The sequence below is a fragment of the Spirochaetota bacterium genome, assembly GCA_026414805.1.
Classification (GTDB): Bacteria; Spirochaetota; UBA4802; order UBA4802; family UB4802; genus UBA4802.
This window is the reverse complement of record JAOAIH010000084.1, coordinates 1-11,902: the sequence shown is the minus strand read 5'-3', so window position 1 is coordinate 11,902 and position 11,902 is coordinate 1. Positions and strand designations below refer to the sequence as shown.

Annotated in this window: 11 protein-coding genes and 1 pseudogene; 6 read left to right on the top strand and 6 right to left on the bottom strand. The window is 38.2% G+C overall.

Annotation, left to right across the window (positions count from 1 at the left end; all coding sequences use genetic code 11):
* Positions 1-118 precede the first annotated feature (118 nt).
* The 5 genes from moaC to N3F66_13330 all read right to left on the bottom strand — a co-directional run bounded on the left by moaC (position 119) and on the right by N3F66_13330 (position 4,477).
* Complete coding sequence (gene moaC / locus N3F66_13350; GenBank protein MCX8125129.1) at positions 119-598, bottom strand: cyclic pyranopterin monophosphate synthase MoaC; 480 nt, start codon at positions 596-598, stop codon at positions 119-121.
* 7 nt (positions 599-605) lie between these two features.
* Positions 606-1,319 carry a CDP-diacylglycerol--serine O-phosphatidyltransferase gene (gene pssA / locus N3F66_13345; protein ID MCX8125128.1) on the bottom strand — a complete coding sequence of 238 codons (714 nt, stop codon included), beginning with the start codon at positions 1,317-1,319 and terminating at the stop codon, positions 606-608.
* Positions 1,320-1,406: 87 nt separating this feature from the next.
* Entirely contained in the window at positions 1,407-2,087 is a 681-nt protein-coding gene (locus N3F66_13340; GenBank protein ID MCX8125127.1) for an HAD family phosphatase, read from the bottom strand.
* Between the two features lie 19 nt (positions 2,088-2,106).
* Positions 2,107-3,267, bottom strand: a complete 1,161-nt coding sequence (locus N3F66_13335; protein ID MCX8125126.1) for a D-alanine--D-alanine ligase — start codon at positions 3,265-3,267, stop codon at positions 2,107-2,109.
* Entirely contained in the window at positions 3,260-4,477 is a 1,218-nt protein-coding gene (locus N3F66_13330; GenBank protein MCX8125125.1) for an aspartate kinase, read from the bottom strand. The genes N3F66_13335 and N3F66_13330 overlap by 8 nt, the downstream gene beginning before the upstream one ends.
* Positions 4,478-4,711: 234 nt before the next feature.
* Here N3F66_13330 and N3F66_13325 point away from each other — a divergent pair, with 234 nt between their 5' ends.
* Positions 4,712-5,740 (top strand): polysaccharide deacetylase, encoded by a 1,029-nt coding sequence (locus N3F66_13325; GenBank protein ID MCX8125124.1) that lies wholly within the window; start codon positions 4,712-4,714, stop codon positions 5,738-5,740.
* Here the strand turns inward: N3F66_13325 and N3F66_13320 are convergent, their stop codons facing one another.
* On the bottom strand, positions 5,741-6,373 hold the full coding sequence (locus tag N3F66_13320) for a TetR/AcrR family transcriptional regulator (GenBank protein ID MCX8125123.1): 633 nt from the start codon (positions 6,371-6,373) through the stop codon (positions 5,741-5,743).
* 68 nt (positions 6,374-6,441) lie between these two features.
* Between N3F66_13320 and N3F66_13315 the strand changes: the two genes are divergently transcribed.
* From N3F66_13315 to N3F66_13295, 5 genes and pseudogenes are all read left to right on the top strand, one after another.
* Positions 6,442-7,854: an aminotransferase class III-fold pyridoxal phosphate-dependent enzyme gene (locus tag N3F66_13315; GenBank protein MCX8125122.1), complete on the top strand. Its 1,413-nt coding sequence runs from the start codon at positions 6,442-6,444 to the stop codon at positions 7,852-7,854.
* 1 nt (position 7,855) lies between these two features.
* Positions 7,856-9,007, top strand: a complete 1,152-nt coding sequence (locus tag N3F66_13310) for an aspartate aminotransferase family protein (GenBank protein ID MCX8125121.1) — start codon at positions 7,856-7,858, stop codon at positions 9,005-9,007.
* A gap of 538 nt (positions 9,008-9,545) precedes the next feature.
* Complete coding sequence (rho, locus tag N3F66_13305; GenBank protein ID MCX8125120.1) at positions 9,546-10,901, top strand: transcription termination factor Rho; 1,356 nt, start codon at positions 9,546-9,548, stop codon at positions 10,899-10,901.
* Between the two features lie 33 nt (positions 10,902-10,934).
* Positions 10,935-11,135: a 50S ribosomal protein L31 gene (gene rpmE / locus N3F66_13300; GenBank protein ID MCX8125119.1), complete on the top strand. Its 201-nt coding sequence runs from the start codon at positions 10,935-10,937 to the stop codon at positions 11,133-11,135.
* 570 nt (positions 11,136-11,705) lie between these two features.
* Positions 11,706-11,902: pseudogene (locus tag N3F66_13295) on the top strand (RNA polymerase sigma factor RpoD/SigA).

The window sequence follows — 11,902 nt, the reverse complement described above, 5'->3', positions numbered from 1 at the left end:
CTTGTATTCTGAATTATAGTTTAAATGGTTTTAAAATATGGCCTTTTTCTTTGCAGTAAAAAAAGCTTTTTTGGTTGATATGTGTATACAAGATTATCTTATTTCTTTCATAGTTCTATTAAAAGCAATGTGATGCTACAAAATCACTTTTACCGCCACGCTTTTCAACAAGCCGTATATCACCTATTACCATCTGCTTATCCACTGCCTTACACATATCATATATTGTCAACGCAGCAACACTCACTGCAGTCAATGCCTCCATTTCCACACCAGTTTTACCATCACACCGTACTGTTGCTTCAATTTTTATGTAGGAATTATCATCGCTATACCCTATGTTTACATCCACATGGGTTATCATAAGCGGATGACACATAGGAATAAGTTCATGGGTTCTTTTTGCTGCCAGTATGCCCGCTATGCGGGCAACATCAAAAGGATTTCCCTTGGGAAGCAGGTTTTTCTTTATTTTTTCAATAGTTGCTTTCTGCATGTACACACAACCGGTTGCGCGGGCTATACGGGTAGTAACCTCTTTGCCCCCTACATCAACCATTACCGGCTTGCCATCGGTATAGTGGGAAAATTCAGACACGATTTAACTAATACCTGTAATCCTGAATTAATTGTATAATAAAGCTTAAAATCCCTGATAATATATATAATGCAATAATTGCAAGTATAACCCACTGTTTAAAAATAACAATAAGGCCTACAAATACAATAATAAATAAAAATAATTTAATACCGGTAATCTTTTCCAAAAGATATGACTGTGGTTTAGTATAGCGTACAGTGGAAACCATAAGTAGGGCAACAATCACAAAACTAATTATAAAAACTATTTTTGGAATATGAATATTTAAAAAGCATAATGGAACCAGAGCAACAATTATGCCAGCAATAGGCGAAGGCAACCCATCAAACGCATTGGGGACATGTATCACGTTAAACCGTGCAAGGCGATACGCAGCACATACTGGGAAGATTGCAGCAATGAATATACCCGCATCAATTGATGTTCCCATAATTGTAATAAAGGTCCCACTCAGGTATCCCTGATATGCCAGAAAACCAGGTGCAACTCCAAATGTTACACAATCTGCCAGCGAATCCAACTCTTTCCCCAGCTCACTTGCCACGCCTAACATGCGCGCAACCTGCCCGTCTAGTCCATCCAGTAATGCAGCAGCCAAAATAAGAATGCCGGAAATAGTTAAACTGTGCGGGAAGGTAGTACTGGCAAAAATTATTGAGATAAACCCTAACACCAGATTACCCAGAGTTAAGGTATTTGGTATCCATGCAACACTCATATCACACCTGCACGTATAGTATTTTTATAATCACACAATGTTGCTATTATATGATTATTTACCTGCATGTCAATGAAAAAACAACATTCACAGCAGGCAATTAGCTAAGTATGTTTTAAGTTCCTCATGATCATGCACAACGGCATCGGCTTCATCAAGAAATGCTGCAACCAGTGTTGTGCTTATTGCAATACAGTACAACCCCGCAGCTTTTGCAGCTTTTATTCCCATTGGAGCATTTTCAACTACTATTACATTATCAGGTTTCACATTTAATTTTTTGACTGCTTCTACATACGGGTCAGGATTTGGTTTTCCCTTTTGCACATCATCAACACTTATGACAACATCCACATACCGTAAAAGCGTTTCAGGTATTAACTTTTCTACAAGATACCTGAATGAACCGGTTACAATACCTATCTTTTTCCCCTTTGAGTGTAACATTGGAATGATAGTGAACATTTGCGGATATACTTCAATCTGATAACTTGAAAATAACTGCAATTTCTTTTTTTGCAATTCTCTGAGTATTGGTTCTGGCGGCACTGCATACCCTTTTTCAATAAAAATATCAGCGATTGATTCAAGCCCCGTCATGCCTTCTCGCTTAAAAATATCGGTTTTATCTAAATATACACCATGCTCTTTGAATACATCTATCCAACACTGAGCATGGGCATACATGGAATCAACAACAACGCCATCCATGTCAAAAAGAACTGCTTCACAGTGCTTTACTGTTGTATTTTTTTGGCGATAGCTCATGGTATCAGTTCACTGGCATTCATTTCTTCAGTGAAAGGAAGGCCTTTACCACCTTTTTCTTTACACGGTGGCGCCGGAATGCATATGAAATTAATGTATCAATAAGCCTGGGATATGACACACCTGAATATTCCCATAATTTTGGATACATGCTTATGCTGGTAAACCCTGGTAAAGTGTTAACCTCATTAAAATAGATTGTACCATCATGTGTATCGACAAAAAAATCCACCCGTGCCATACCTTCGCATTCTAACAATTTATAGACAGCACAGGCATCATTGCGCAATTTTGTTGCCATATCATCTGGAATGTTTGCAGGGATTGCCAGTTTTGCACCATCCTTATCAACATATTTTGCTTCATACGAATAATACTCATGCTGCGGTATTACCTCCCCCACTGCCGAAGCAAGTGGTTTTTCATTACCCATTACCGCAACCTCAAACTCCCTACAGGTAATAGCTTTTTCAACTATTACCTTTGTATCAAATGTAAAAGCTTTTTTTAATGCTTTCTCAACATCATGAATCTTTGTTACCTTTGAAATGCCAACCGAAGAACCTGCGTTGGCAGGCTTTATAAATACCGTCATTATTGCTTCAATAGATTGCAATACATCATGTATATCTGAGGAGGTAAAATCTTCAATGCGGATTGTTTCAAAAGGAACTATCGCCACCCCGCTTTTTTGAACTATCCTTTTGGCAATATCTTTATCCATCCCAACTGCAGAGCCCAGCACACCCGGTCCAACATAGGGCACACCAGCCATCTCAAGTAAACCCTGTAATGTGCCATCTTCACCATACGTGCCATGAACAAGTGGAAAGACAACATCAACGGTAACAGCTTTCCTTGCTTTTTTATTATATAAGTGCAAACAATCATCTTTTGCCGACATATCGATATGCCACTGTCCAGTAGCATGCAATGCAAGAACAGTGCCAAATTCAGGATGTGTTTCTAAAGGAATGCCATTTTGTACATGCCACTTGCCATCGCGGGTAATGCCAATGCACACTACATTGTATTTTTTTGCAGCTACCTGTGCAACAGAGGCTGCAGAACACCTGGAAACGTCATGTTCACCACTTTTTCCACCATAAATAATGCCAAGTGAAATCTTTTTGTGCACCCGTTTTTTCACCTGACTATGATCAATATAGTTTTTATTCATTGCTTTCAATAAATTCCTTATGTATTGCCTTTACTGCCAGCTCTGAATACATTGAATCAATAACACAAGATATACCAATTTCCGATGTTGAAATCATCTCTATGTTGATATTGTGCTTTGCAAGCACATCAAACATACGTCCTGCCACACCCCATGACGACAGCATGCCAACCCCAACAGCTGAAACAATGGCAATGTTTTCTTTATAGTCAATACTAGAAGCACCTAATTTATCTTTCAATGATTCACATATTTTCAATGCTCTATCAAGGTCATTTTTAAGCACAGTAAATGAAATGGAAGCCTTGCCATCTTTACCTGTTGACTGCACTATCATGTTCACATACACTTTTTGCTTTCCTAACTCACCAAACAACATGGAAGCAACACCCGGCCTGTCGGGGATATCGCGTATCGTTATCTTTGCTTCATCATCTTTTGATGTGACACCGCTAATTACAAATTTTTCCATCATCTCCTCCCGTGGCATTACTATTGTTCCTTCGTTATCGTTAAAGCTTGACCTTACATGTATGCGTATGTTGTACTTCTTAGCAAATTCAACTGAACGTGAATGCAGCACACCTGCACCAAGCCGCGCAAGCTCAAGCATCTCTTCATAGCTAATCTCTTTAAGCTTCTTTGTGGTTGGAACAACGCGCGGGTCAGCAGTAAAAACTCCATCAACATCAGTGTAAATTTCACAATCGCGCGTACCAAGCACCGTTGCAAGTGCAACCGCTGAGGTGTCCGATCCACCTCTTCCTAACGTGGTAATATTCTCATCCTCATCTATCCCCTGAAAACCGGCTACAATAACCACTTTGTTTTCTTCAAGGGATTTTATTATTCTGTCGGTGGCAATGCTCTGAATACGAGCATTTGAAAAATTGCCATCGGTAATAACTTTTACCTGCGAACCTGTGTACGAAATTGCATCGATGCCAATATCGTGCAAAGCCATAGCAAGCAGTGCAATGGAAACCTGTTCGCCGGTTGATAGCAACATATCCATTTCACGCCTGTCAGGATTTTTGGTTATCTGTTTGGCAAGATCAATAAGCTGGTCAGTGGTTTTACCCATAGCCGAAACCACAACCACCACTGAAAAGCCATTTTCCACGTACCGCTTTATACGTGCCGCAACAGCTTTTATGCGTTCCACCGTCCCAACCGAGGTCCCACCATATTTCTGTACAATGAGCTTCATATTCCTGTAACCTTTTCATTTCAAGAATTTCTGTACAGTGCGCTATATATAGAGTGGCTGTACAATTGCAACTATAATTATAGCTTTTTATTGAAATTATCTGATTTTTTTTGGTGGCGATAGTTACCAAGGAATGGACTATTTAATATTTAATTGACTTTTTTCTTTGCTTTTCAATTCACTTCATAATCACTAGAACTCATTACCGATAACTATCGTTAAAAAAGGTTCACTATGAAACAAATACTCTGCAAATGGTTTAGTATTGTTTTTACATCAATGACTATTTTCACAGTAACTATTATACCAGTTTATGCAAAAATTGATTCATATATGCCCTACTACGCACTGTACACGGAACCATCACACAATGGAACATATACACGGTATATAATTTTACGAAAATTTAAATATGATTCAGTGCTATCATATTTATACGTCAACCCTGATACACTCAACACAGGTATATTAAAGCATCCTCAAGGCAGCATAGCAAAGGATTCTTTTGAAAATATAATTCACAAATGTTCTAATACGCAATATGCAAAGCTGTACCTGGAAGCTTTACATAAGTCCAAACGCACACTTAATGCAGGTATTACCCATTTCAACACAAACGGTATCGTTATAACCTTTGACCTGTGTCCTTCAAAGCGCCCTATCGACAGTGATTTTTTTTCAAAATTTATTAAACTCAATGCACATCAACATCCCATTCCTGTAACAATATGCATCAGCGGTACATGGTTGCTCAAACACCCTGAAGATTTTGAATGGTTAAAACGTTTAGCAAGTACCGGAAAGCTTGACATCACATGGGTCAACCATAGCTTTACCCATTTTTATTCCCGAAAGTTACCGGTAAAGAAAAACTTCATGTTGAAAGAAGGCACCAGCGTATCACGTGAGGTGTTGCAAAATGAAGTTTGTATGCTGGAACATGGCATTATACCTTCAGTTTTTTTCAGATTTCCAGGACTAATTTCAAGTCAAAAAATTTATGAAAAAGTCATGGGGTATGGGCTCATCCCTTTAGGTGCCGATGCTTGGCTTGCAAAAGGCAATTACCCTGTAACAGGAAGCATTGTACTGGTGCATCCCAATGGAAATGAAAAGAAAGGCACCCGCATTTTGCTGCAACTTTTCCAATCTGGAAAGCTACATAATGTTGTACCATTAACAGCACATTCCGAAATTGCATCATATAAAAGCCATGTCAAATTACAATTAAACAATACCTATCGCATAAAAGATAGTTTGTAGTTATTTATCGTTGATGAGAGTTTCAATTTTCTTTTCAAAATAGTTAAGTATATCTTTGATAGGATACATATCCGAAAGCATAATATGAAACAGTGAAATACCTTCCAGGAATGCTATTGTTGCAACTGACATCGCTGTTGCATTTTTTGTATTTGTTTCTTTCCCAATAACTGATACCAGCTGTTCAATCCATTCCTTATACACAAACTGCAATTTTGCTCTTACCTTTTTATGATAAAGTGCTATCTCCCATACCTCTATGAATATTCTGGCTAATTCTTCATTCAGAGTAATCTTTTTCTTTGCATAATCCATGGCACGCGACAGCGCTTCATTAAAGGTAAGATCGTGAAGCTTTTGCTTGCCAGCCCATTTTCTGAAATCCTCCAGATGCAGTGCAACTATCCAATCTAAAAAATACAGCAGTATGTCCTCTTTGTTTTTGAAGTAATAATGTAGCATTCCATGATTGAGACCAGCTTCCTTTGCTATATCCTTTATCGTTGTCTTGACAAAAGGCTTTTTAAGCAGGCAACGATACAGTGCCTGTGCAATCTCTTCCCTTCGGGTGTCTTTCAAAATGCGTCTTCCCATACTGCTATCAGTGTTGTTGTATTGTTTTTTCTTAGTCAATATTTATTTCTTGACAAGCACAAATATTTATGTTAGTCAACCAACTAATATATATCACGGAGGTTCGTATGGCACTATGGAATGATACCCTTACCGATAAGGACAAGAAAACTATCTTTACACTTTTTGCCCGCCATCTTTCAAAAGGGCAAACAAAAACGATGCGTGCTGCACACCTGGATTTTATTGAAACGCGCCGCAAAGGAATTGGCTTTACCGATGGACTTTTTGGGCGCCGTATAATTGACTGCTTTACTTCAGCCGGCTGCTTTAATGTAGGAAGAGGTAATCCTGAAATTATTGCTGCACTAAGGCAAGCGTTGCAAAAGTATGACATTGGTACCAATCTTTTACAATCAAATGTTAAACAGGAATTTATAAAAAAATTAAAGGCGATAGCTCCAGGAGATTGCACTCAGGTGCTCTTTGCCTCAGGCGGTGGTGATGCAATTGATTGTGCCATTAAGCTTGCCCGAGGCGCCACTGGCCGTAAAAAAATCATTGCAATGAAAAAAGCGTACCACGGCCACACGGGATATTCACTTTCGGCCAATGGCAAGGATTACTATCGCCACCTCTTTGAACCCCTTGAGCCCAATTTTGTCTTTGTGCAGTTTGGCGACCTTGAGCAGGTACAACAGATAGCTGGCATTGATACTGCTGCTATAATCTTAGAGCCAGTACAGGGAGAAGGCGGCATCTTTGTGGGTGATGACTATTATTTAAAAGGCTTAAGAAAAATATGTAATAAATTTGGCATTATGCTTATCTTTGATGAAATACAAACTGGCTTTGGGCGCACCGGCAGAATGTTTGCAAGTCAACATTCTGGTGTGGTGCCCGACATCATGACGCTTGCAAAATCAATAAGCGGGGGACTATTTCCTAACGCAGTGGTAATGTACCGCAATATTCCGCTTCTTGCAGAGTACGTCAAACGCAATCCTGAATTTCATCAGTCAATAACTGGCGGAAGCGATATTGGATGTGCAGTGGGCATTGCCGTAATTGATTACATCGTAAAAAACAGATTATGGGAAAATGCTGAAAAAATAGGCAACGTCATCATGCAAGGATTAGAAAATATACAACATGCAAATCCTGATATAATTAAGGAAATCCGTGGTAAAGGATTGATGATTGGTGTTGAATATACACATGAGTATATGGGCGCTCTCATGGCCGATTCACTAGCCCGTCACGGCATCTTTGCGGTGTATTCGGGCAATCAGCCACAGGTAATGCGCTTTATGGTGCCAATTACCATCACAAAAGATGAAGCTTTAAAAATGCTTTCTATAATACAAAAAGCCATTGAGACAATGCGTGTGTATCTGCCACTTACCAAACCGCTATCAAAAATTCCATTGCTAAGGGTACTTCTGGATGATATCCATGTTCAGATAGCAGTGTTTGACATCATCCGTTACTTTGAAGACATCCTTGGCATTACAAAAAGAAATTACAGCAAGGAGGCATGATATGGGTTGGCCACTGTATACAATTACTGAAGGCAATCGCACAGGTACATATTTTTTCGATGCAAAAGGCAAACGCTACATTGACTGCTACTGTGGTGCTGGTACCTTTAACTTAGGACGACTTCCACAGGAGCTATCGCACACACTCATTGAGCAGGCCGACAAATCCGATCAGGGAAACTTTGTCCTCATATCACAGGAAAAGGCACTTCTTGCATCAAAACTTATATCTTTTGTACCAGCTGCACTCAACGGTGTGTTCTTTTCTGTAGGCAGAGGTGAAGCAATGGACTTTGCCTGTAAACTTGCCCGGGGATTTACTGGGCGCACTCAGCTTGTTACTGTCGATGGCGCCTATTATGGTGAGACGGGTTTTGCTGTTTCCTTGTCAGAGAGCGATAAGAAAAAAACCTTTGGGCAGATACCAGATATTGTCACAATCCCTTTTGGCAACATACAAGCACTGGAAGAACGTGTCACAACAAAAACAGCAGCAATTATCACCGAAACAATTCAGGTAGAAAATGCCTGCCGCAGTGCAAGTGAAGGATTTTTCAAAATTATGCGCAACGTGTGCAACAAAACTGGCGCACTAATGGTGCTTGACGAAACACAAACCGGCATGGGGCGCACTGGTAAAAAATTTGCATTTGAACATTATGGAGTTGAGCCAGACATTCTGGTGATAGGTGAAGCGTTAGGTGCTGGTATATTCCCCATTGCAGCCACAGTGTTTTCAAAACAGGTACAGAAGTTTATGCACGCACATCCGTTAATTCACCTTTCAACATTTGGTGGCCATGATTTAGGATGCAGGGTTGCCTACGCTGCACTGGATATGTATGAAACAACAAAACCATGGGAAAATGCTGAAAAGGTTGGGCGACAGCTCATTGAAAAGCTCAATACTTTGCAAAAGCAATATCCCAGCAAAATACTTTCAGTGCGCGGCAAAGGATTAGTTATTGCTGCAACTCTTGCCACTGAGCTTTTAGCAGAAAAGGCAGTGGGCAAACTACTGCGCGAAGGCATTTTTGTAACAACGGGGAAAGTAGCCCGCGATTCAATCATCATACGGCCGGCATTAACAATACAAGAAACTGTTGCTGATGCTATCGCTAAAGGAATTCATAAAATTATAAAAACGCTATAATTCTTTTTTTACTAGTACCACCACAGTGATTAAATGGAATGAATGCTTTTAATCACTGTGGATGTTTGGTTTTATCAATACCATTTATATGAAGAAATATCTCATTTTTGCATTTTTTCTTGACGAAATTATACTATGATGTATGCTTGCAAAAAATAAAAAAAGATAGTATTTTTTTGTGACAGGTGATTGAATTTATAGTATATTATATGAAAAGAATAGATGGTAAACTCATTGCCTTCCTGTAAAAGAACTTTTTTATTCGATGACCTTTTTTTGATTATGTTATGTACTTGAACAAGAACAGTAAAACCACAACGCCATGGAAACATCCTCTGATGTAAGTTATAACAAAATAAGGAATTGTGCAATTTAATTAATATAAATTTGATAATTATTTAAGCTATTAAAAAACATTTAAAGTGTAAATATTACACAATCAAGATATGCTTTAGCCATTTATTGTATGGATAACATAGGATTTTGTTTTGAAGGAAAATTCATATCAATTCCAAACTTATAGATGCAAAGGTGTGTTATGACAAAAGCAACAAATGAAGCTGTTGAAAAGAACAACAATAGCAAGAAAAACGGAAATGGCGAGTACGCAAAAAAATCAGCAAATGGTGCAATACAGGAAGGCCGCTTAGATTTAGCTGAACTCAAATCAAAAACAATCAGCTCATTAATGGAAATAGCCCGCTCAATGAATATTGAAGGAGTCTCGGGACTTAAAAAACAAGATCTTATCTTTGAAATACTAAAAGCACAAACTGAGCGCAGTGGCTTAATCTTTTCAAGTGGAGTACTTGAAGTTCTAAATGACGGTTATGGATTTCTTCGTTCACCCAACTATAGCTACTTACCTGGCCCTGATGATATTTATGTATCACCATCACAGATACGGCTTTTTGGCTTACGAACAGGTGATACTGTTGCCGGTCAAATACGACCTCCAAAAGATAATGAACGCTTTTTTGCGCTACTACGTATAGAAGCAGTCAATTACGAAAATCCGGAAAAACTGCAGAACCGTGTACTGTTTGATAACCTCACTCCACTATACCCTGAAACTCGCATAAACTTAGAAACTACTCCCGAAGAAATTGACATGCGTATTCTTAACATCATTGCTCCTATTGGCATGGGGCAGCGTGCACTGATTGTTGCTCCTCCCCGCACTGGTAAAACTATCCTCTTACAAAAAATTGCCAATGCTATCACCACAAACCATCCCGATATTATACTGATAGTGTTGTTGATTGATGAGCGCCCCGAAGAAGTAACCGATATGGAGCGTTCTGTAAAAGGCGAAGTTATATCTTCAACCTTTGATGAGCCTGCTTCCCGCCATGTTCAAGTAAGTGAGATGGTACTTGAAAAGGCCAAAAGGCTTGTTGAACATAAAAAAGATGTGGTCATTCTGCTTGATTCAATTACCCGACTTGCACGCGCATACAACCAGGTAGTGCCTACAAGCGGTAAGATTCTATCAGGTGGTGTTGACTCAAATGCATTGCACAAGCCCAAACGCTTCTTTGGTGCAGCACGGAATATAGAAGGCGGCGGTAGTCTCACTATTATTGCAACAGCTCTTATTGAAACAGGAAGCCGCATGGATGAAGTTATCTTTGAAGAGTTTAAAGGTACAGGAAATTGTGAAATCGTACTTGACAGAAAACTGGCCGATAGAAGAATATTCCCCGCAATTGACATCAACAAGTCAGGTACACGCAAAGAAGAACTTCTGGTTGATCCCGAAGAGCTTAACAAAATATGGATTTTGCGCAAAGTGCTTTCATCAATGAGCTCAACCGAAGCAATGGAATTTTTAATTGAAAAGATGCGCGGTACCAAAAACAACAAGGCATTTTTTAAAGCAATGCAGGGATAAATGTGATATATTTATTATGATAAGGAGATAGATATGAAAAAAGGGATACATCCGGAATATTACGATACTGTGATTAAATGTGCATGTGGTAATGAAATACCTACACGTTCAACAGTCAAAGACCTTCATGTTGAAATTTGTTCCAACTGTCATCCGTTTTATACTAAAAAACAGAAGATAGTTGATACTACAGGGCGTGTAGAAAAATTTAAGAAGAAATACAATATCAAATAATTTTTTGTAACATATTTTAACAATTTATTACGGAAGTATCTAAAGAATAAACTTACGTCACCTTTAAAGGTGGCGAAGTTTTTTATAGTAGCTAAATTTATTTCTGCTTAAATTAGCTGACAGCGCTTGATTAAGCAATGTATCCTTTTTCAACCTAAAAACCCAGTAAATGTATAAATTTTATACAGTACAAAAAATTTGTGTGTAAATATTATACAGTTGTTACTTTTTTATTATTTTATTTATATACTATTGACAAATTTTGATATTTTTTGTATATTCAGTTAAGTATTTTAGCAAATAATTAGTTTCTTTTTAACCATTGTACCTTTAAAATTATATTTTTCAAATTTTTTAATGCACATTTTTATAAATTTTATCAAAAAACAATCAATTTTTTTGTATTTTAAAAAAGTTTTTCATAAATGGAACTACGATTATAGAATTTTTGGCACAGATATTGCTATTTAAATTACTTGTGAAGCAATTCATGGAGAGGAGGCAGCCATGAAACGATATAATGACTTTGAAGATTTGTCAATCAATCAGTACTTTAACGCAATCAATCAGATAGAACTTCTTACGCCAGAAGAAGAAATTGAACTTGCAAAGAAAAAATGCAAGGGTGACGAGAAGGCAAAAGAAGCTCTGATCAATGCTAATTTACGGCTTGTTGTAAAGATTGCAAAAAATTATACTAATCTTGAATCGTCATTGATTGACCTTATCCAGGAAGGAAACTTAGGATTAATCAGAGCAGCAGAAAA

Bases quoted from the DNA above. Each gene is read 5' to 3' on its own strand.
- pssA (MCX8125128.1), bottom strand. From the start codon at position 1,319: ATGAGTGTTGCATGGATACCAAATACCTTAACTCTGGGTAATCTGGTG.
- rho (MCX8125120.1), top strand. From the start codon at position 9,546: ATGACAAAAGCAACAAATGAAGCTGTTGAAAAGAACAACAATAGCAAG.
- N3F66_13330 (MCX8125125.1), bottom strand. From the start codon at position 4,477: ATGAAGCTCATTGTACAGAAATATGGTGGGACCTCGGTTGGGACGGTG.
- N3F66_13325 (MCX8125124.1), top strand. From the start codon at position 4,712: ATGAAACAAATACTCTGCAAATGGTTTAGTATTGTTTTTACATCAATG.
- N3F66_13315 (MCX8125122.1), top strand. From the start codon at position 6,442: ATGGCACTATGGAATGATACCCTTACCGATAAGGACAAGAAAACTATC.
- rpmE (MCX8125119.1), top strand. From the start codon at position 10,935: ATGAAAAAAGGGATACATCCGGAATATTACGATACTGTGATTAAATGT.
- N3F66_13335 (MCX8125126.1), bottom strand. From the start codon at position 3,267: ATGAATAAAAACTATATTGATCATAGTCAGGTGAAAAAACGGGTGCAC.
- N3F66_13340 (MCX8125127.1), bottom strand. From the start codon at position 2,087: ATGAGCTATCGCCAAAAAAATACAACAGTAAAGCACTGTGAAGCAGTT.
- N3F66_13310 (MCX8125121.1), top strand. From the start codon at position 7,856: ATGGGTTGGCCACTGTATACAATTACTGAAGGCAATCGCACAGGTACA.